Annotated in this window: 15 protein-coding genes; 6 read left to right on the forward strand and 9 right to left on the reverse strand. The window is 29.4% G+C overall.

Annotated elements, in window-relative coordinates; all coding sequences use genetic code 11:
- Nucleotides 1–67: 67 nt before the first annotated feature.
- Together fbaA and tamL are read right to left on the reverse strand one after the other, a co-directional pair.
- Nucleotides 68–1,126, reverse strand: a complete 1,059-nt coding sequence (gene fbaA, locus EYW44_RS03115; RefSeq protein ID WP_132722204.1) for a class II fructose-bisphosphate aldolase — start codon at nt 1,124–1,126, stop codon at nt 68–70.
- A 110-nt stretch (nt 1,127–1,236) separates the two neighbouring features.
- The gene (tamL, locus tag EYW44_RS03120) at nt 1,237–3,732 is read right to left on the reverse strand and encodes a translocation and assembly module lipoprotein TamL (RefSeq protein WP_132722205.1); all 2,496 of its coding nucleotides are present in this window, start codon (nt 3,730–3,732) and stop codon (nt 1,237–1,239) included.
- A gap of 68 nt (nt 3,733–3,800) precedes the next feature.
- Here tamL and EYW44_RS03125 point away from each other — a divergent pair, with 68 nt between their 5' ends.
- Entirely contained in the window at nt 3,801–4,529 is a 729-nt protein-coding gene (locus EYW44_RS03125) for a TrmH family RNA methyltransferase (RefSeq protein WP_132722206.1), read from the forward strand.
- Nucleotides 4,530–4,591: 62 nt separating this feature from the next.
- Here EYW44_RS03125 and EYW44_RS03130 read toward each other — a convergent pair whose 3' ends face one another.
- From EYW44_RS03130 to EYW44_RS03150, 5 genes are all read right to left on the reverse strand, one after another.
- Complete coding sequence (locus EYW44_RS03130) at nt 4,592–6,877, reverse strand: outer membrane beta-barrel protein (protein ID WP_132722207.1); 2,286 nt, start codon at nt 6,875–6,877, stop codon at nt 4,592–4,594.
- 81 nt (nt 6,878–6,958) lie between these two features.
- Nucleotides 6,959–7,639 (reverse strand): response regulator transcription factor, encoded by a 681-nt coding sequence (locus EYW44_RS03135; RefSeq protein ID WP_132722208.1) that lies wholly within the window; start codon nt 7,637–7,639, stop codon nt 6,959–6,961.
- A gap of 6 nt (nt 7,640–7,645) precedes the next feature.
- Nucleotides 7,646–8,260, reverse strand: a complete 615-nt coding sequence (locus tag EYW44_RS03140; protein WP_132722209.1) for a deoxynucleoside kinase — start codon at nt 8,258–8,260, stop codon at nt 7,646–7,648.
- A gap of 53 nt (nt 8,261–8,313) precedes the next feature.
- A complete protein-coding gene (locus EYW44_RS03145; RefSeq protein WP_132722210.1) occupies nt 8,314–8,994 on the reverse strand; it encodes a response regulator transcription factor in 681 nt (226 codons plus the stop codon).
- A complete protein-coding gene (locus tag EYW44_RS03150) occupies nt 8,987–10,597 on the reverse strand; it encodes a sensor histidine kinase (RefSeq protein WP_132722211.1) in 1,611 nt (536 codons plus the stop codon). Before EYW44_RS03150 ends, EYW44_RS03145 begins: the two co-directional genes overlap by 8 nt.
- A gap of 122 nt (nt 10,598–10,719) precedes the next feature.
- On the opposite strand from EYW44_RS03150, the gene EYW44_RS03155 reads away from it, so the two are divergent.
- The 4 genes from EYW44_RS03155 (at nt 10,720) to EYW44_RS03170 (ending at nt 15,549) form a co-directional block, all read left to right on the forward strand.
- The gene (locus tag EYW44_RS03155; RefSeq protein ID WP_132722212.1) at nt 10,720–11,052 is read left to right on the forward strand and encodes a hypothetical protein; all 333 of its coding nucleotides are present in this window, start codon (nt 10,720–10,722) and stop codon (nt 11,050–11,052) included.
- Between the two features lie 11 nt (nt 11,053–11,063).
- Nucleotides 11,064–11,894, forward strand: coding sequence for a GLPGLI family protein (locus EYW44_RS03160; protein ID WP_243643597.1), 831 nt, complete (start codon nt 11,064–11,066; stop codon nt 11,892–11,894).
- Between the two features lie 89 nt (nt 11,895–11,983).
- A complete protein-coding gene (locus EYW44_RS03165; protein ID WP_132722213.1) occupies nt 11,984–12,790 on the forward strand; it encodes a GLPGLI family protein in 807 nt (268 codons plus the stop codon).
- Between the two features lie 26 nt (nt 12,791–12,816).
- Entirely contained in the window at nt 12,817–15,549 is a 2,733-nt protein-coding gene (locus EYW44_RS03170) for a carboxypeptidase regulatory-like domain-containing protein (RefSeq protein ID WP_132722214.1), read from the forward strand.
- 80 nt (nt 15,550–15,629) lie between these two features.
- Here EYW44_RS03170 and EYW44_RS03175 read toward each other — a convergent pair whose 3' ends face one another.
- Nucleotides 15,630–18,956 carry a reprolysin-like metallopeptidase gene (locus tag EYW44_RS03175; protein WP_132722215.1) on the reverse strand — a complete coding sequence of 1,109 codons (3,327 nt, stop codon included), beginning with the start codon at nt 18,954–18,956 and terminating at the stop codon, nt 15,630–15,632.
- An 88-nt stretch (nt 18,957–19,044) separates the two neighbouring features.
- Between EYW44_RS03175 and lipB the strand changes: the two genes are divergently transcribed.
- Nucleotides 19,045–19,758, forward strand: a complete 714-nt coding sequence (gene lipB / locus EYW44_RS03180) for a lipoyl(octanoyl) transferase LipB (protein WP_132722216.1) — start codon at nt 19,045–19,047, stop codon at nt 19,756–19,758.
- Nucleotides 19,759–19,795: 37 nt separating this feature from the next.
- Here lipB and sppA read toward each other — a convergent pair whose 3' ends face one another.
- Nucleotides 19,796–21,544: a signal peptide peptidase SppA gene (sppA, locus tag EYW44_RS03185; RefSeq protein ID WP_132722217.1), complete on the reverse strand. Its 1,749-nt coding sequence runs from the start codon at nt 21,542–21,544 to the stop codon at nt 19,796–19,798.
- Nucleotides 21,545–21,562: the final 18 nt, after the last annotated feature.

The following is a 21,562-nucleotide window of genomic DNA, read 5'->3' on the forward strand; positions in this document are numbered from 1 at the left end:
TAAACCGCATTTTGAAAATTATCAAAAATGCGGTTTGTTTTAGAATTTAGTTTATAGTTTAATAGTACTATAAAGTATCTATGTTATTTAAGTCTTCGAAAGCTTTCTTTAAACGAGTTTTAAAAGTTTGCTCTCCTTCGCGTAACCATTTTCTTGGATCGTAGTATTTTTTGTTAGGAATATCATCTCCTTCAGGGTTTCCTATTTGAGATAATAAATAATCTTTCTTTTCTAACATGTAATCACGAACACCTTCGTTAAAAGCATATTGTAAATCTGTATCAATATTCATTTTAATAACTCCGTATCCAATTGCTTCACGAATTTCTTCTAAAGTAGAACCAGAACCTCCGTGGAATACAAAATCGATAGTATTATTATCAACATTATATTTTTCAGTAATGTATTCTTGTGAGTTCTTTAAAATTTTTGGAGTTAATTTTACGTTTCCAGGCTTATAAACACCATGAACATTACCAAAAGCAGCAGCAACAGTAAATTGATCGCTTACTTTTAATAATTCTTCGTAAGCATAAGCTACTTCCTCTGGTTGCGTATATAATTTAGAACTATCTACATCAGTATTATCTACACCGTCTTCTTCACCACCAGTAATACCTAATTCAATTTCTAAAGTCATACCCATTTTACTCATACGAGCTAAGTATTCTTTACAAATTTCTATGTTTTCTTCTAAAGGCTCTTCAGATAAATCAATCATATGAGAGCTATAAAGAGGTTTACCAGTTTCTTCAAAATGCTTTTCACTAGCGTCTAATAAACCATCAATCCATGGTAATAATTTTTTAGCAGCATGGTCTGTATGTAAAATTACAGGCACACCATAAGCTTCAGCCATTAAATGAACGTGTTTAGCACCAGCAACAGCACCAGCAATAGCAGCTTTTTGATCTTCATTAGATAATCCTTTACCAGCATTAAATTGAGCACCTCCATTTGAAAATTGAATAATTACAGGAGCATTTACTTCTTTTGCTGTTTCTAATACAGAATTTATTGAATTTGAACCTACTACATTTACTGCAGGTAAAGCAAATGCCTTCTCTTTAGCTAGTTTAAAAATTTCTTGAACCTCACGTCCAGTTGCAACTCCTGGTTTTATCATTTCTTTTGGATTTTAAATTGGTTTTTCGTGGAAACAAAGCTACATAATTTTTGTTTTAAATACGTGAAAACGAAGCTCAGATTACTATTACGTTTTAGTAAAAAAAGTATTTAGAAAGGATAATTTATACCAATATTATAGGTGGTATTAGAAAAGTTGAAGTTTTGAAACCATTTTTTATTAGTTAAATAAGGTTCTCTTGCTTTAAATCCTAAATCTAAACGAGCTACTAAAAATTTAAAATCATAACGCAATCCGAAACCTGCACCAATAGCCATGTCAAAAAATGAATTGAATCCTGTAAACTTAGATTCTTCATCAACTAGAGGGGAATTGGTAATGTCCCAAATATTACCAGCATCAACAAACACCGCGCTTTTTAAGCTTCCTGCCACATCAAAACGATATTCAAAAGAAGATAAAAACTTTAAACTTCCAATGTTGTATTCTAATCCAGGTAATCTTCTACCAGGACCTAAATCATAAGTTCTCCAAGCTCTAATATCATTTGATCCTCCTGCAAAATAACTTCTTGAAAAAGGAATAGTGGAATTGTTGTAAGTTGCAATAGCTCCTAAAAATGTTCGGTGTGCTAAAACATTGTTTCTACCCAAATCCCAGAATTTTTTATATTCAATATCTACTTTAAAATATTGTGCAACAGGAATTTTAAAAACAGTTTTTTGTCCGTTAGAATCTGTTTGATTTGATAAAATACCCATTACATTTCCTGAGTTTGCAGCTCTAATTCTGAAGTAAGAAAAATCTGAATCTTTAATACTAGTTCTGTTGTTATACGTAAAAGTATATGCTATCTCAGGAATTAAAAAGTCGGAAGTAATAATGTTGTATCGGTTTAACACATTGGCATTATCTCTAAAAGCATCTGCATTAAAATCTCTAAAATTAGGATCTCTTGATAAACGATTCATTAAAGAAACAATTGCTGTATTATTTGTAGGCATATTATCTGGTAACGTAATACTTGGATCGTATGCTTTAGCTATTTCTACAATTCTTGATAATTCATCATATTCAGAACGGTAAATATTAAAATAATTATCAGTATTTAAGTTTCGAATGTATTGAGCGTTTAAGAGTTCTAATTGTATCGATTTTTTCTTGTTGTATTGCCATCTATAATCAACACCTAACGATATGTTTTGTTTATCTAAGGCTATATTTTTTTGAATACTGATACCAGAAGAGAAGATGGTTTTTGGTTGCATTCGTTTAGGAACTAATTTATGAAAACCAAAAGGTGCCATAAAACGAGGTACTTGTAAAGAAATATTAGCTCCAATTTCCCACCCAGGACCATTTGTTGAATTAAAATAACTTCCTAAAAGTGAAAAATTAAAAATTTCTGCTCCTTTAAAAGTATTTCTGTTAACTAGTGAAAATTTTCCTGAAATATCAAAGTTTCTAATATTAGATCTTGATAGTTCCGAATCAAAACCAATAGTATATTTTTCAAAAGGTGTTAAGAAAATATTCGCTTCCAGTTCATCTTCAGTACCAGGAATTGGTCTATACCTGATAGAGCTTGTTTTAAAATTTCTAAGTCCTCTTAAATGATTCTGAGTAAGTGTTTTTAGAGAGTCAGTATAAATTTGATTTGGTTTTATAAAAATAGATTGAGATAAAAATCTAGGATTATATTTTATTTTATTATGCGCTCTAAATTGTATTCCGTTGTAATTAATAGAATCATTAAAAGGTTCGTTTCTTGAATTATATGAATAATCTGTAAAAACATTAATTCGTTTAATTTTTTGAATTTTAAAAGGCTCAGTAGTATACTCTCCGTTTTTTTCAACAACACGATCCGATATTAATATTTCAACATCAGTTTTTTTATAATCTTTTAAAGTATCATTATCAAATAGAATGTTGTTCTCAGCAAAATGATACACTCCTTTATTTCTGAATAACGAAACAATTCTGTTAGCTTCTTTAATAAAGTTGCCATCCTTGTACTGCTGTCCTTTTTTTAAAAAACTTTTAGCTTTATTTTCTTGATAAATTGAATCAAGTATTGGAGACTGAATAGTGGTGTAAATTGAATCTAAAAAAGAAGGTTTTCCTTTGGTCACATAATACGTAATAGCACCTCTTTTCTTTCCTGTAATTTCCTTTTTCGATTCAACTTTGGCTCTAAAATAACCTTCAGTTAAAAAGTAACTTTGTAGGTTTGATACTGTTCTTTTGGTTTTTGCATCATTAATAATAACAGGAGCCTGTCCGTTTTTTAAATACCAGTTGTTTAAACCAATAAAAGAATTAGCAACGGACATACTTTGTTTTTCAGAAAAAACATCTTTGAATAGTTTATACCATTTTGGGTGATTTTTTTTCCAATCTTCTACATCTTTTGATCCTCTAGGGTTACCTAAATTGTAAAAATATAATGATAAAGGAAGACCAATAGCTCTAGCGTTGTTACGTTGAATAAGTAACTCGTTTAAAGTACTACTACTTTTGGTAATACTATCTACAACAATAGTGTTTTTTGTAAGTAAAAGTTCGTTGTCTGCAACATGTTTTATAGTGCTACAAGAATTTAGAAGACTAAATATTAAGAAGTAAAAAAAAAGTTTTTTCATTAACTTTACACGCTGCTTTGATGCCAAAAATACCATTTTTATAGTTAACTGCTGTTAAAAAAGTGCCAATGCCTATATCTAAGAACGATTCGAAATTAATTAATAGTCTACGACAAAAGAAATATCGTCAAATACATCAATTATTTGTTGCTGAAGGAATAAAAGTTGTAAAAGAATTGTTGAATTCTTCTATAGAAGTTGAAAAGATATTTGTAACACCATCGGTAGAAGAAAATATCTATGAGCATCAGATAGAAATTAGCGATAATGAATTGAAAAAAATCAGCTCATTAAAAACACCAAATAAAGTGATTGGAGTTTTTAAAATACCAAATTCTAAAGAAATTATAGATTCAACATTTACAATTGCTTTAGATGAAATTAATGACCCTGGTAATTTAGGGACCATTATTAGGTTATGCGATTGGTTTGGAGTAAAGCAATTAGTATGTTCTTCTAATACGGTAGATTGTTACAATCAAAAAGTAGTACAATCAACCATGGGATCAATTACTAGAGTTGCTGTTATTTATACAGATTTACCTTCTTACATTGAAAGGACAAAGTTACCAACCTTTATAGCAGATATGGAAGGTACAAATGTGTACAAGACAACACTTCCGGAAAAGGCGGTATTAATTATGGGAAATGAAGCAAACGGTATTTCTGAAGAAATTAGAAATATAGTGTCTGATAAAGTCAGTATTCCTCGATTTGGTGAAACTCAAGAAACAGAAAGTTTAAATGTTGCCACAGCTACAGCTATTTTGTTAAGCGAGTTTAGAAGAAGCATTTAGTTTTATACAAAAGTAGAGAATAGAGAGTTTTTAAATGATGTCTCTATTCTCAATTTACTGAGTTATCTGATTCTTCTTGTGTTATTTATTGTTTTATTCGTAAAACTACTTTTTCCAATGTTACCGAAATTATATTTTAACGATATCGAAAAGAAATTAGCATCAGTAAAGAATAAAGTATTACCGTTAATATTAGGTAATCTGTGATTTTCGTTGAATTCTAAAGAGTTAAAAATATCGTTATAGCTTACGGTAATATCTAAGTCTTTAATTTTTTTTTGAAAGGTTGCATTCATTGTAAAAATAGGGAACGTACTAAAAGGTCCCTCTCCTTGTAAAGTAGTTCCCCAAAAGTTAAGATTAAAAGAAGTATTTTTTTTGATAGAGAATTTCTGATTGGAGTAATAATAAAGATAAGGTCGAACCTTATTTGTATTTAGGTTATCATCTGTAAATTTCGAGTAAATAAAGCTGAAATTATTTTCAGATGACCATAGTTTGTATTCCATAGGAATATTGGTCTCTAAACTGATATTTGTTCTGTTTGAAAAATTTAAAGGTAGTATAGCTGTAGTATTATTTATAGAGTTATGGCTAAAGGTGAATAATTTAATTGGGTTTTTAGTATGACTATATGAGAAGCTGATCGCCTTTTTATTGAAATTATAATGTAAAGAAACTTCATCAGTTATAGCGTTTTTAAGACCTAGGTTACCTGTAAATTCTATGTAAGGGTTTACATAAGCAGCTGAGTTAGATAAAGAAGAAAAAGCAGGTCTTACAATGCTTTTATTATAATTAAAAGTGAGTGATTGTTTGTTGTTAAAAGGAAAATGAATATTTAGTTTAGGAAATAGAAAAGTGTTTTTTCGATGTATTTGATCTTCTTTTCTTTCTAAAAAATATCCAGAAGCAGTGTTTTCTTCAATTCTAAAACCCAGATAGTAAGTTAAATTATCAAATGCTTTTGCTGATAATTGCGAGTAAAAAGCACTGTTGTTTTCAGTAAAGTTATAAATAGAACCATCATTATTGTTTGAGGTTATTGTTTTTAAAAAAGAAATACCACTTTCAAATGTTACGTTTTCAGAAAACTTCTTTTCATAATTAATTTTTGAGTTGTATGAGTTGATAGAGAAATCTTGATTTCTTTGAATATCAAATGTATTATCATCAATGGTGTTGGTAATGTTGTTGGTGATTTTTTTTAAATAAAAGATGTGTTGTGCACCTAAAAATAACCTATCGGTATTATTAAACTGTTTTTGAAAATTTAAATTAGTATTTGTAAAATATCTACTTCCTAAATCATTAGTTTGTGTGTTTATATTGCTAAGATTGTTATTTTCTGAATAATTCGTAAGTGTACTAAAAGAAAAAGGTTCGTTTTGTACTTGTGAGTTTGAATTTAGAGAGAAGTAATCATTCTCATTGATTTGATGATGGAATCCTCCATTAAAAATAGCCTGATTTCTATGAGTAGAAGCTGTTATTAAATGTGTTGATTGAATGTTTTGATCTGGAATAGAGTACGATGTGCTATTTTGCTCCCAAACATTTAGATGATTATAAGAAATACTTAATTTAATTTCGTTTTTATCTTTTTTAATGTTGAGGTAATTAGTAAGATAATTATTGAAAAATCGTTTAAAGGATGTTGTTTCTTTTAAAACAACTTTTAAGTTATTAGAAGTGTTTTTCTTTAGTGTGATTAGAAGGACAGACGTTGCATTTGACTCGTACTTAGCTGATGGATTATTGATAATTTCTATCGTTTTAATTTCTTCAACTTGAAGAGTATTCAACATTTGAAATGAAACCTGTTGATTGTCTATATAAATTAATGGAGTTCCTTTTCCAACTACTTCAATTGTTTCTTGAGCTTCGTTAATCTGAAGTTTAGGTAATTTAGCGAGCAAATTGATAGTAGTAGGTTCTGAAGAAAAAATGGTGTTGGCTACATTTACAATCAAATTCCCTCGCTTATTTTGAATTAAGTTTTTCTTGGCAACGATTTCAACTTCTTCTAATTGATTACTTTTTGAAGTTAGTGTGAAATTTAGATTGATGTTTTTCTGAATATTTATTTCTTTTGAGACAATTTCATATCCGACAGTGTTTATTTTTAGTGTATAGTTTCCTTTTTGAATTTTATCAAGATAAAACCGACCATTTTCAATAAAAGTATAGTTTATTATTTTTCCATCTTTTTTAGAAATAAGAATTATATCTCCGTTTTCAATAGGTGTTTTATCAGTTTCAAAAACAGTTCCTGAAATTGAAAAATTAGTTTGACAAAATAAGGTAGCGTTGAATACTAAAAATAATGTGAGTATGAAATGCTTCATCAATTGTTTTTGAAGCAAAAAACCAAAAAAGTAATTGTAAAAAAATAAAAAGTAAGTGTGATTTTGGTACTAGTACCTGTACTATTTTTTAGAGTTTACAATTAATTCTCTTCTGTTAGAGATGTTTAACTTTTGATAAAGATTAGAGATGTGTGTTTTTACCGTATTTAAGCTGATGTGTAATTCGTTGGCAATTTCTTTATTCGTTTTACCATTTATGATAAGTTCTTTGATGGTAATTTCTTGATTTGTTAAATCTATAGAAGGAGTTTTTTTCTTTCTACTTTTCAATATAAAAGTTACAAGTAAAGCGATAACAGTTATCAGAAAAAAACTGATAATACTGGTAAATTTATATTTTTTGTTAGCTGTTGCAACATTAATTTTTAGCAGCTCATTTTCTAAAAAAATATATTTACTACTATTAATATTACTTTTTTTTAAGTCGTCTAAAAAGTTACTGTAGTAAATGGTGTTTTGTTGAATATCCTTTCTAAGTAATTTTTTCTCGTGAAGTTGTTTTACACTATCTAACTTAATGGTAAGAATAGTATTGTTTTCATTTATTAAGTAAGATTCAGAACTATTCTTTTTAATGTTACGGTTAAATATTTCTTTCCTAAAATCGTAGCTAGCTTTTTTTATGTTATAAGAAGCGCTATGATTTATAGGTTTTAAGTAAGATTTAAGTAGAGGTGCGTTTTTAGAAAATGCAAAACTAGATATTGTAAATAAAATTATAAAAACGAACCTCTTACACATACATTCTTAAAATAAACCATTTATTTGTGCATCAATACGATCGATTACAGAACCTAAATCTTCAGGTTTTTCAACAAAGTCAAGATCATCAATATCAATAATTAATAACTTCCCTTTACTGTATTCAGATATCCAAGCTTCATAACGTTCATTTAGTCTGCTTAAATAATCAATACTTATAGAACTTTCATATTCACGTCCTCTTTTATGTATTTGTCCAACCAACGTAGAAATATCTGCACGTAAGTAAATTAAAAGGTCTGGAGGAGTTACTAAATTTTCCATTAACTCAAATAGAGAAGAGTAGTTACTAAAATCTCTATTAGTCATTAACCCCATAGCATGTAAGTTAGGAGCAAAAATATGAGCATCTTCATAGATGGTTCTATCCTGAATAATATTTTTACCCGTTCTACGTAACTCTAAAATTTGACGAAATCTACTATTCAAAAAATATACCTGTAAATTAAACGACCAACGTTCCATTTCACTATAAAAATCATCTAAATAAGGATTCTCATCAACAGACTCAAAGTGAGGTTCCCAGTTATAGTGTTTCGCTAATAATTTAGTTAGTGTGGTTTTACCAGCCCCAATATTTCCGGCAATAGCTACATGCATAATTTCTAGTTTTAAGCGGGTCAAAATTACACATTATTTCTGTTTTTTTATGATTAGTAAGTTAATTTATATCCATAACCTCGAACATTTATAATTTCTATAGATGGATCTTTTTTTAATTTTTTTCTGAGTTTAGAAATGAATACATCCATACTTCGGGCATTAAAGAAATCATCATTACCCCAAAGCTTATTTAAAATAAATTTTCGATCTAAAAGTTCGTTTTTCTTTTGCGTCAAATAGTATAATAATTGTGCTTCTCTATGGGTAAGTAACTCAATCTCTTCATTAAAGTGTAGTTTTTGCTTTTCATAGTTAAAAGTGTAGCTACCAATAATGATTTTTGTTAAGTTCTGTTTAAGGTTTACACGATTTAATAAATTATAAATTCTAACAATTAGCTCCTCCATAGAAAAAGGTTTCTTTAAGTAATCATTTCCACCATGTTCAAAACCTTCAAGTACATCTTTTGTTTGTGATTTTGCTGTTAAAAATATAATAGGAATGGCATTGTTTTCTTCGCGTATTTCTTTTGCTAGTGTAAAACCATCTTTTTTGGGCATCATTACATCTAAAACTAAAACCTCTGGACTGTATTTTTGATAAAATTCGTACGCTTCTTCACCGTTTACTGCATGAAAAACTTCAAAATCTCTTGTTTCTAAACTCTCTTTTACAATTTGACCTAAACTAGGCTCATCTTCAGCTAATAATAATTTTATTTTTTTACTCATTGGGCAAAGAAATTTTAAAATTGGTTTGTTTGTTATTAGATGTTAAGCTAATAGTCCCATTATGTTTTTCAACAATTTTTTTGGTGTAGTATAAACCAATACCAAATCCTTTTACATTGTGAATATTGCCTTTAGGAACTCTGTAAAATTTATCAAATATTTTTTCTTGCTGACTTTTTTCGATACCGTTACCATTATCAATAATAGAAATTTCAACACTATTTAAGATAACATTTAAGTTCACCTGAATCATGTCGCCACCATATTTTATTGCATTGTCAATTAAATTAGAAATAGCATTTTCTAAATGAAATTCATCAGCACTCACAATCACTTTAGTAGAATTAGAAGAAAACTTAACCATTTTATCATTAGTGAATAATTGATGTTTTTTTGATAAGCGATCTAGTAAATCCACAATATCAATAGCTTCTTTATTAAGTAATAGTTTTTCGCTGTCTAAAGATGCAGTTTCCAATAATTTTTCAACCATTAGATGTAGCTTTTTAATTTGATTTTCTGAGATTGAAATATATTTTTTTGTTTTTTCAGTATCCTTAATCGCATCAAAACTATTGATAGCTTCCAAAGCTGTAGTTACTGTGGTAATTGGAGTTTTAAATTCGTGTGTAATATTACTAATCAAATCATTTTTTATAGCAGCTAGTTCTTTTTGATCGTTAATTATTTTCAACAAATAAAATAAACTAGAAATAACAGCCATAGATAAAAACAATGAAAGTAAAATACCTGTAGAACTTCTTTTTAATGCAGAAATAGATGGATTAATATATGACATTTCATAGCGTTCTCCAGGTTTTAAGAAAGTAGTTTTAGAGGTGATGGTTAAAGTGTTATTAGAAGGTTTTAAAGAGTCATACTTACTAACTAAACTATCTCCTCTAAATAATTTAAAAGCATAATCGATATTAATATTTCGATTGTTTAATTCATTTTTTAAAATTGAATCTACTTTTTTATGAGCAATTGTTTCATCGGTCAAAGAAATAAATACAACATTAACTCCTTGAACCAGTCTAAGACTATCAATAGCCTTTTTGTTATTGAACACAAGAATTTTATTTTCTTCCTCAAAACAACAACTAGGTAAATCTGTATTAGGAGTTGCAGGTTTTATGTTTATAGTATCATTAGTATTAATAACAATAGTTTTTGGTTTTTTACCGAGTCTTAACATAACCTTAGAAGTAAAATCGTCTCTGGTAGTTTTACCTTTTGCTTTCAAGCTAGAAAAAAAAGTGTCTAATTCAGAAAAGTTATCTCTAGAGATTGAATGTAAAATAGAGTCGATATTTCTATTAAACTTAAAATTATCTTTAGAAATTTTTATATCAACAGTACTGAATGTAACTTTTTGATCTTTTCCTTCCTCATCATTTTCTACTACAGCTAGCTGACTATCTCTTGATGTATCGGAAAAATATTGTTCAAGAGAATTATCTAAACTTTGTTTAATCTCACTAATTACACGTTGTTTATTTTGAAGGTAGTTTTTGTAATTCCAATAAAATTGAACAATGATAGTCGTAACTATTGTTACGGCTATAAAATAGAGTATCCAATTGTATTTTTTTGTATTCATGTTTCAAAAGTACAGTTTTAAAAAAAAACTAAATCAATCGGTTAACACTCGTTAACACTGGTTAACTCAAAAAAAAAGAAATCCAAAACATATTTGTATCAAGAAACTCATAAACAAACAATATGAAAAAAGTTATCATGTCATTACTGTTGTTTACAGCATTCCAGATGAATGCTCAAGATATACATAGTAAAGTTACCAAAAAGACGGCAACATCTTACACATACACTGTCAAATCTGTTGAAGAATTACAAACAATTGATTGGGATATCGTTAAGGATTTTTTTAGAGACAACGAAGATGATGAGGAAATTACTTTAGGATATAGGATTATAGGGATGCAGCAAAAAGGCAATCAATTAAAAATAGAAGAGTCTTTTATGTTAACAGGTAAATTTAAAGACATAGATAAGTTAGTTAAAGTTGTGTCTAATTATTCAGTAAATAACAAATAAAAAGTATAAAAATGAGAATTAAATTATTAATGTCGTTATTGATATTACCAGTAGTTGTAATGTCTCAAAACTTTCAAGGAAAAGCTACTTATAAAACACATAGAAAAGTAGAAGTAAAAATGCAAGATGGCGAAGCGGGAATAACTTCAGATATTCAAAAGCAATTGCATGAAAAAATGAAAAAAATGTTTCAAAAAACCTTCACTCTTAATTTTAATAAATCAAGTTCTACATATATACAAAATGAAGAATTAGATCCAGAGGTTAAGTCAGGGGGCGTGCAAGTTATGGTTTTTGGAAATGGAGGAACAGGAGATGTGCTTTATAAAAATATAGTAGAAAAAAGGTATGCCAATAAAACAGAAATAAGTGGAAAACGATTTTTAATAAAAGATAAACTAGAAAAACCAGAATGGGAAATGACAAGTGAAGCCAAAAAAATTGGGAAGTATACTTGTTATAAGGCTACCAGAACAAAAGAAGAAGAACGCATATCTCAAATGATGACAGATGGAGAAGTAGAGGAGAAAAAAGAGATGGTAACTGTAGTAACTACTGCGTGGTTTACTCCAGAGATTCCAGTTAGTAATGGACCATCAATGTATTGGGGATTGCCTGGTTTAATTTTAGAAGTACATGAGGGGAAACAAACTATTATTTGTTCAGAAATAGTTTTAAATCCAACTAAAAAAATAGAAGTTGATGAGCCTAAAAAAGGAAAAAAAGTGAGTCAGAAAGAAATAGATGCAATCATTAAAGAGAAAACACAAGAAATGATTGAACGATTTAAAGGAAGAAGAGGTGGGGATGGAGATTCTATGAGTATAGAAATTAGAGGGTAATTTTAAAAATAGATTAAACCTTAGCTCTTTTTTGAGGTCTAAAACCAATAGTACCAGTGAATCGAGTATAAAATTTAATCTATTTTAAAATGAAAACAACCTTTACCTATCTATTTATTTTTTGCACTGTAATGTGTTTTTCTCAAAAAGATTTCTATGGTAAGGCAACTTATCAAACAAAAACAACTTTTGATGCAGATCGTTTCAATAACAGAGAAATGTCAGAAGAACGAAAGAAACAAATGTTAGAAGCCATGAAAGGGATGTTAGAAAAAACATATACCTTAAATTTTAATAAAACAGCTTCTATATACAAAGAAGAAGAAAAATTAGATGCTCCAAGTGCTGGAGGTAGAAGAGGACTTCGGTTTAATAGTCTTTCAGTAGGTGATCAATATAAAAATGTAGTAGACAAGGTGTTTTTAGAAGAAAAAGAATTTTTTGGTAAAAAGTTCTTAATAAGTGATGATGCAAGTATGCCGCAATGGGAAATGAGTGGAGAAACAAAGAAAATAGGAAACTATGTATGTTACAAAGCTACCATGTTAAAAAAGAACAATGCTTTTGATTGGAATAGAAGAAGAGGTAAAGAAAATTCCGATGAAAAACAAGTACAAGAACCAAAAGAAGAGTTAGTAACTGCATGGTATGCAATTCAAATACCAGTAAGTAGTGGTCCTGCGGGGTATTGGGGATTACCAGGATTAATTTTAGAGGTTAATTCAGGAAGAACTACTATTTTATGTACAGAAGTAGTACTAAATCCCAAAGAAAGAACAACTATTAAAGAACCTAAAAAAGGAGAAAAAGTTACGAGAGAAGAGTACAACGATATTATGAAAAAGAAGATGGCTGAAATGAGAGAAATGTGGAGGGGACGTAGAAGAAGAGGCTAATATCCTTAACAATCATATTTTAAATTATGAATAAAATATTTACCATAGCAATTATTTTAATTGCTAACATAACTAGTGCCCAAATTAAACTAACAGGAGTTGTTAAAGATAGTATAGGTAATACTCTTGAAATGGCAAATTTGGTAGCCATTAATAAGCAAACTAACAAAATAGATTCATATGGTTTTACAGATGCTTATGGAAATTACAAATTGAATTTGAAAAAGAATTCTACCTATACAATTTCTGCAAGTTATGTAGGAATGAAAACAGGTAAATTAGGTATTACTACTAAAGAAGTTGATGTTAAAAAAGATATTATTTTACAATTAGATAATACTTTAGATGAAGTTGAAATAATTTCTAAAATGCCAGTTACTATTAAAGGAGATACAATTGTTTACAATGCAGATTCTTTTAAAAGTGGAACAGAAAAAAAACTAGAAGATGTATTGAATAAGTTACCTGGTGTAGAAGTAAATGATGATGGAGAAATTCAGGTTGAGGGAAAAACAGTACAGAAGGTAATGGTTGAAGGAAAGGATTTTTTTGATGGGGATTCTAAATTAGCAACCAAAAATATTCCTGCCAATGCAATAGATAAAGTTCAGGTATTAAAAAACCATAGCGAAGTTCGTCAAATGAGTTCTGTAACAGACAATGAAGATAATATTGTTATTAATATTAAACTAAAAGAAGGAAAGAAGAATTTTTGGTTTGGAGAAGTATCTGCAGGTATGGGTATTGCGAAAGAAGATACTCGATACATTGTTCATCCTAAGTTATTTTATTACAGTCCTAAGTATAGCTTGAATTTAATTACAGATTTTAATAATATTGGAGAGGTCGCTTTTACCCGACGAGACTATTTCAAGTTTACAGGAGGTTTTAGAGGAGGCTCAGGAAGAGGTACTAATTTCAATGTTTCAGCATCTGATGTAGGCTTTTTAGCACTAAGAAATAATAGAGCTAAAGAAATAGAAACTCGTTTTGGGGCGTTAAACTTTAGTTATGCTCCTTCAAAAACTTGGGATCTTAGTGGTTTTGCAATTTATTCAGGAACAGATACCGATTTAGAAGAAACTACTGTAAGAAATTATTTAAATCCAGATGAAACCAATAGCAACTCTATAGAAACAGAGGCTACAGATACAGAAACAAAACAGCAAAGTAATTTAGGATTGTTAAAGTTAAGTTCGAGTTACAAACCAAATGCTGATAATCAATTAGATTATGATGTTTTTGCAAAAATATCAGATGAGATAGAAAATCAGTTGTTAACATCTAATAGAACTTTTGTTGATGGTAGTATAGTTTCAGTACCGATTACTCAGTTAACTACCCAAAACCCTTTTTCTATTAATCAAAATTTAAATTACTATTATACTTTAAACGATCGTAATATTTTTGCATTTGAAGCAAAGTATTTTTGGCAAGATGAAGATCCGTTTTATAACGCTAGATTAGAGCAATTGTCGTTTTCTAATTTATTAGGTTTGGTAGATGAAGGTTCAGGATCAGCATTTGATGCTTCACAAAATAAGAGAGTTAGAACTAATAAACTAGATGCTAAGTTGGATTATTATTATGTGATTAATCCGAAGAGTAATTTAAATGTAACTTTAGGAGCTACAACAAGTAATCAACAGTTTAACTCAAATATTTATCAGGTTTTAGAGAGTGGTGATGAAAATGTTATTACAGATCCTACTGCTGTGAATGATGTAGATTATTCGTTTGATGATTATTACGTTGGGTTACATTATAAATTTATTACAGGAATTTTTACTTTTAATCAAGGATTTACAGCGCATCAATATTCTGCAAAAAATACTCAGTTAGGAAGTGTGTTTGATAATAATTTCACGAAGCTTTTACCAGATGCCTCTATAAAAGTAACTTTGAAAAAATCTGAAACATTACGTTTAAATTATAGTCAACAAGTGAGTTTTACAAATATTAATAATGTAGCTGAAGGTTATGTATTTAATAATTATAATCGATTGTTTTCAGGAAATAGAGAGTTAGAAAGTTCTTTAGCTCATAATGTAAATCTAAGTTATTATAGTTTTAATATGTTTAATTACACGAATGTATTTGCAATGGTAAGGTATGCAAAAACGATAGACCCTATTAAAAGGTTAACAAACTTAGTTGGAGTAGATCAGATAGCAACTTCTATTAATTCAATTTTTCCTGATGAGTCTATATCAGCAAATGGTAATATTCAAAAAAGCTATAGAAAGTTTAAAGTTACATTAGGCGGAAACGTATCTTATGCAATATCAAATAACTTGTTTACACTGCAAGATGGTACAACCGAAAATGAAGAGTTTACTTCTTTTTCACAATCATACAGAACAAGATTTAGTACAACATTTAGAAAAGCTCCAAATTTTGATATTGGTTATAATTTGTCAATTAATAGATCTGATCAAGGAAATAATGCAAATACATTTACAACCCACAGCCCTTTTGTAAACTTTAATAGCTATATCACAAATGAATTAGTTTTTAATACGAAGTATACCTATAATAATTTCAGAAATCAATCTAGAATATTAAATGATTATAGTTTTTGGGATGCAGATTTAACGTATCAAAAGTCAGGTAGTAAGTGGGAATATAAAATTAAAGCTACCAATTTATTAAATACAAGATCATTAAATCAAGATAGTTCAAATGCAATTTTTAATAGTACTTCACTTTATATAGTACAACCAAGATTTGTTACTTTTAATGTGAAATATAATTTATAAGATGGCTTGAAACTTTCTCAAAAAAAAGAGTGAATTGTAATCAATTACAATTCACTCTTTTTTGTCTTAAATAGCTATAACTATTCTATAATAATTTTTTTAGCAACCATTTCTCCTGCATTCTGAATTCTCAGTAAATACATTCCAGGAGAAACCCCATTTATATCTACAGTGTTTTGAAAAACGGTAAAATCACTTTTATAAGTGTAAGATCTAAGTACTTGACCATTAAGATTAACCAAATCAATAAGAACATCTTCATTAATATCTTCAAGGTTAAAAGTTAAATTAATGGTAGTATCTGATGGGTTTGGATATAAAGCAAAACTTCTAAAACCGTTATTGGTTAAATTAAGGTCATTATTCACAATAAAAAGCGAGTAATCTTCAGTTTCTCCAGATTCAGAATTATGCTTATTACAAGCAGTTTGGCTAAACTCATTTGCACCATCAAAATATTCAATAACGATTCTCATTCGTGTTCTACCTAACTCGGCATCTTCTGGTACAGTTACATCAAAAGTACCTGTGTTTTCTTCTCCACTAAAAGTACCTAAATCATATCTTTCTGTGTCGTTATCAAATCTACTATTTCTATTCCAATCAATGTAAACATAACAATGGTCTTGGAATCCTGCAGAATTTAAAGTTACATTTATAGGATATGTTTCACCTTTTACTATAGTTGTAGCAACAGAGGTAAAATCTTGATAACCATCATCAGGTTCAGGATCATGATCATCACCTGAACTGTTGTTAATTGTATTAAAAGTGACATTAGATATAAATTCACTATCCACAATATTAAAAAATGTAGATTGACAATAGCTTTGTTCTTCTGTTTTAAATTGGAATATGCTTGAATAACTACCGTTACCACATAAATTTTTAGATCGAACTCTCCAGAAATAAGTAGTTCCCCAGTCTAATAATGTACCAACAGTATATTCATTATTCGTTAAATCACTTCCAGAAAAAACAATATTGCTAAAATTGCTATCAGTAGCTATTTCAATATCATATGCTGTAGTATTAAAATCACCAGGAATCCAATTAAAACGTAAATCACTAGTAGTAATGTTTATGCTATTGTTGGTAGGAACATCAAGTGTAACAGGTGTGTTAATTGTATTAAATAATTTTAAATTAGGAAGCGCTAAGTTTTTAGTAATACTAGCTGATACTCCTTCTATAATAATATCATATTCACCAGGGGCAACATTATTTAAATTACCTATAGTAACTGTTACTTGTTGTGCACTATTGATGTTATTTACACTAAAAGAAGAAGTAGCATTGGTTGGTAAATTAGACACTGAAAAATTAACGTTCTCAGCAAAACCTAATGTAAAATCAACATTAATATCAAAATTTACCGATGTGTTAGTACTACCACAAACTTCTTGACTTGGAGTTAAATTTGAAGCTACAAAACTAGGTCCACTATCTACTATTGAAAATATTCCATCATTAACATTGTAAAAAATATTGTCAGCTGCTTCAATCATTATTTTGGCAGTGTTCGTAATGTTATTAGGAACAGTGAAACTTTCTACTCCATCATTAGGTGTATTGGCAACAAGTGTGATAGGAAAAGTATTTCCTCCATCTGTAGAAAGTTTTATATTAACATTCTGGCAGTTAATAGGAGCAACATCTGTTGTTGATTTATCCCAAGTAATAGATTGTGTAGTTCCTGCATCCCAGCTAGTAGTATTTGTAGGTGCTGTTACAGTAAAAGGTTCTGCATCTGTAACGAAAATAACCATGTCATCTCTAGCGGTAGAACCTCCATTAGGATGATTATCTCTTACTGTAAAAGCAAAATTAATTTCTCTGGCTGTGTCTGGAATTACTTCCCATCTAGAACGAACAGCTCCTCCTATAACAGTTGCTAAAGCAGGTAAATATCTGTCAGGAGAACTTGTTGGAGGTACAGATCTAAATAAAGCACCAACTTGGCTTCTTTCACTAGGAGGAACAGCTGCAATCTCATTGTCCATTTGTTCCCAGTTGTATGTTAAAGTACCATTTCCGTCAGCATCGTTGGCAGTCCCTCTTAATTTAAGAGGAGTGCTTTTAGGTACAGAGTAATCTGAACCAGCGTCAGCTGTAGGTGCTGTATTACCTGTATCAGTTTCAGCGGCACAACTTGTTGCTTGAATACGATTCCACATGTTTTGAATACTTATAGTGTGGAAATAATCATCGCTATTATTTTCAACGTTATGAGGATTACAAATTCCTGCATACCCCATAATGGTAGTACCAGCTCCTGGTTCTACTGCAGTTGCATCCCATCTATTTCCATCTCCACATGCTCCAGATTCACTATTAAAAGTATGCGGAGCACCAAATTGATGTCCTATTTCATGGGCTACATAATCTACATCATAAAAATCACCAATAGGATTGTTTAGTCCAGTAACACCACCAGCTTTACTGCTGTTATTACATATACTTCCTAAATAAGCAACTCCACCACCTCCAGTAGAAAATACATGTCCAATATCATAATTAGCATTACCTATTACATTGTCACATAATGTTTGGTTTTCACTTAATAAACTTCCACCACTAGCATTAGATAAATCATCAGTATCAGGATCTAAAAAAATTAATGGATTTTCACCAGCTTGTAAAACTATATTCATTCTAGCAGCAATATCGCGTTCAAAAATTCCATTAACTCTAGCCATGGTAGTATTCATAGCAGATAAAACAGCAGCACGTTGTTGTGCTTCAGTTCCGCCTGCAACACCTTGATTGTTAATGTGAAATTGAGCATATTCACCAGTACACGATAATGCAAGTCGATAACTTCTTAGTTTTCCATCATCTGCATTTTTAAGTGCTTTCGAGTCAGTTATTTCATTTTTTAAAGAATCTTCGTGTACTGAACACTTAAAATCAGGTCTCTGACCAGTTACATTTTTTCTGGTGTAAGAAATATATGTCTGTAAATTTTTGGTGTAAGGGTCAATGTATAGTGTTGAATGCTCTTTAGAATATAAAGTTACATGAACACCATCATTACCTATCGTTAATTTACCAGAAACACTATTATCTCCAATACTTTGAATATTGTATGATTTAATAAAGCCATAATTAGAATTCAAAGATTCAGTAAAGTTAGAAACTTCTTTAATGTAAAACTTTGATATACTTCCATGGTAACTTGGTAACTCAATTGTTTTATTAAAGCTTTTAGATTGACTTTTTAAAGAGTTTTTAAATTGTGTAAGATTTAAATTGTATAAATCAAATGTTTTAGGGATGTTTTTTCTAATTGTTAGTTCATCGGATTTGAAGCTCAAATTTTTGCTATTCAATTTTTTCCACGAACTTTGTGCACCAGAAATGAAACTAACACTTAATAAAATTAAAAACAGTGTAATTTTTTTCATAAGGGATTCATTTAAGTTATAATAATCTCTAAATAAGGGTTTAAAATTTATTAAATCTTTATTAAGGGTCTAAATTAGTAAATAAAGTATGAATAAAAACGTCTTTTTAGTTGATTTATTTCAGAAAGATTATAAAGATACTTGGGATATGCAATCTGACTTGCTTCAGGGAATTGTAGATCAGAAAATAAAAAACAGAAGAGAGGAGTTAACTGAACAAACGAATAATTACTTTTTGTTTGTTGAGCACCCTCATGTATATACATTAGGAAAGAGTGGAGATTTAAGTAATTTACTATTAAATGAAGAGCAGCTAAAAAATAAAGGAGCTACTTTTTATAAAATTAATAGAGGAGGAGATATTACGTATCATGGACCAGGACAAGTTGTTGGGTATCCTATTTTAGATCTTGAGAATTTTTTTACAGATATACATAAATATTTACGTTTGTTGGAAGAAACAATCATTAGAGTGATTGCTGAATATGGTTTAAAAGGAGAAAGAAGTGAAGGTGAAACAGGAGTATGGTTAGATGTAGGAACTCCTTTTGCAAGAAAAATTTGTGCTATGGGAATACGAACGAGTCGTTGGGTAACGATGCACGGATTTGCATTAAATGTAAATACAGATTTAGGGTATTTTGATAATATTATTCCATGTGGAATTAGAGGAAAAGCTGTAGCCTCATTAGAAGCTGAATTGGGAAGGAAACTAGATTTAGAAGAGGTGAAAGAGAAAATTCTAAAACATTTTAAAGAATTATTTGAAGTAGAAGATTTCATAAAAAAAGCGAACATTTAAATGTTCGCTTTTTTTATGGTACTATGTTTAGAGGTTGTTATTTAATCTCTATAGCATAAGGCATTCTAGCTTGAATTCCTTTTAAATCTTTAAATTGATTGATTTCTTTATATAAACGATATTGCTCGTTTCCTAAAGCTTCTTTTAAAATTTCTTCTTTATTTACTTTTGCAAAAGGTGAGAAACCTCCAAATACATCTTTAAATTCTTTTTTATAATTTGGATAGTTTTTAATCTTATAGTCTTTTACATCTGCTAATTGAGCAGCATTGTTAATAGCGTCTTCTAATCCACCTAAAACATCAACTAAACCTTTGTCAATAGCTTCTTTACCAGACCAAACTCTACCTTGTGCCACAGCATCTACTTGCTCAAAAGTTAATTTTCTACCAGTAGCTACTCTATTTACAAAAGTGGTATAAATTTGTTCAACACCTTCTTTGGTTACATCATAAAATTCTTTAGAAATAGGTTCAAAAAGACTGTATTGTGCGCTAGTGTTGGTGCTTACTTGTTCAGCATTAATTCCCATATCTTTTGATAATTCATATGCATTTGGAAGCGCTCCAAATACCCCAATAGAACCTGTAATAGTAGTTGGTTCTGCTACAATAAGATCAGCATTACAAGCAATGTAGTAACCACCAGAAGCGGCTAAGTTACCCATAGAAACCACTAGAGGCTTTTCTTTTTTAGCAAGTTCTAATTCTCTCCAAATTAACTCAGAAGCTAAAGCACTTCCTCCAGGAGAATTTACACGTAAAACAATTGCTTTTACTTTTTTATCTTTTACCGCTTTTTTAATCGCTTTGTTTATAATTCCTTGACCAATTTCATCTTCATTACCTTTTCCGTAAATGATTTGTCCTTGAGCATAAATTACAGCAATTCTATCCGAAGCTTCTGAAGTTTTCTTTCCTTTCCCAGATTTAATATAATCTTCAATTGAAATAGTAGAAAACTTATCTCCAGTAGCACTTGTTAATTTATCATCATATTCATCTTGATAAATAGCTGCATCTACCAACTTATTTTTGATTGCTAATTCAGCGTTTCTTCCTTCAGAATTATCAGCAATAGTATTAAGCTTTTCAACAGGAATATTTCTTGTTTTACTAATTCCGTCAGTAATTTCAGACCAAATAGAACTTAAAAATGAAGTAATTTGTTCTCTGTTAGCTTCGCTCATTTCACTTTCTAAATATGGCTCAACAGCACTTTTATATTTTCCATGACGAATAACTTCCATTTTTACACCATATTTATCTTCAAAATCTTTGTAGTATAAAATTTCAGAAGATAACCCACTAAAATCTATCTGACCAACAGGATTTATAAAAACACTATCAGCTACAGAACTTAAATAATAGTTTTTTTGAGAATACACATCATTATAAGCATAAATAAATTTCCCAGATTCTTTAAAACTGTTTAATTTTTTTCTAATGGCTTGAGTTTGTGCAAAACCAGCACTAACACCAGAAGTGTTTAAGCTTATTCCTTTGATTTTATCATCTAATTGTGCATTGTCAATAGCGTTTAATATTTTATTTAAAGCTAATTTTTCATCATTAAGTTCAAGTGCATCAACAAAGGCATTTTTATCTTTAGGAGCATAGTCTTTTACAATGTTAGATAAATCTAATTCTAAAACAGAATTTGATTTTACAACTACTTCATCAGAATCACCCATTAAAGCAGCAATTGCAATGAAAAAAACAAACATTAAAAAGATAGCGATAAAAAATCCTAAAATTGAGGCTAATAAATTTCGTAAAAACTTCATTTTTTATTGTTAAGATTA

It is taken from the genome of Tenacibaculum sp. M341 (assembly GCF_004337695.1).
Taxonomy (GTDB): Bacteria; Bacteroidota; Bacteroidia; order Flavobacteriales; family Flavobacteriaceae; genus Polaribacter.

Bases quoted from the DNA above. Each gene is read 5' to 3' on its own strand.
- EYW44_RS03130 (WP_132722207.1), bottom strand. From the start codon at position 6,877: ATGAAGCATTTCATACTCACATTATTTTTAGTATTCAACGCTACCTTA.
- EYW44_RS03165 (WP_132722213.1), top strand. From the start codon at position 11,984: ATGAAAACAACCTTTACCTATCTATTTATTTTTTGCACTGTAATGTGT.
- EYW44_RS03140 (WP_132722209.1), bottom strand. From the start codon at position 8,260: ATGCATGTAGCTATTGCCGGAAATATTGGGGCTGGTAAAACCACACTA.
- EYW44_RS03155 (WP_132722212.1), top strand. From the start codon at position 10,720: ATGAAAAAAGTTATCATGTCATTACTGTTGTTTACAGCATTCCAGATG.
- EYW44_RS03145 (WP_132722210.1), bottom strand. From the start codon at position 8,994: ATGAGTAAAAAAATAAAATTATTATTAGCTGAAGATGAGCCTAGTTTA.
- sppA (WP_132722217.1), bottom strand. From the start codon at position 21,544: ATGAAGTTTTTACGAAATTTATTAGCCTCAATTTTAGGATTTTTTATC.
- tamL (WP_132722205.1), bottom strand. From the start codon at position 3,732: ATGAAAAAACTTTTTTTTTACTTCTTAATATTTAGTCTTCTAAATTCT.
- fbaA (WP_132722204.1), bottom strand. From the start codon at position 1,126: ATGATAAAACCAGGAGTTGCAACTGGACGTGAGGTTCAAGAAATTTTT.
- EYW44_RS03150 (WP_132722211.1), bottom strand. From the start codon at position 10,597: ATGAATACAAAAAAATACAATTGGATACTCTATTTTATAGCCGTAACA.
- EYW44_RS03125 (WP_132722206.1), top strand. From the start codon at position 3,801: ATGCCTATATCTAAGAACGATTCGAAATTAATTAATAGTCTACGACAA.
- EYW44_RS03160 (WP_243643597.1), top strand. From the start codon at position 11,064: ATGAGAATTAAATTATTAATGTCGTTATTGATATTACCAGTAGTTGTA.
- EYW44_RS03175 (WP_132722215.1), bottom strand. From the start codon at position 18,956: ATGAAAAAAATTACACTGTTTTTAATTTTATTAAGTGTTAGTTTCATT.
- EYW44_RS03135 (WP_132722208.1), bottom strand. From the start codon at position 7,639: ATGTGTAAGAGGTTCGTTTTTATAATTTTATTTACAATATCTAGTTTT.
- lipB (WP_132722216.1), top strand. From the start codon at position 19,045: ATGAATAAAAACGTCTTTTTAGTTGATTTATTTCAGAAAGATTATAAA.
- EYW44_RS03170 (WP_132722214.1), top strand. From the start codon at position 12,817: ATGAATAAAATATTTACCATAGCAATTATTTTAATTGCTAACATAACT.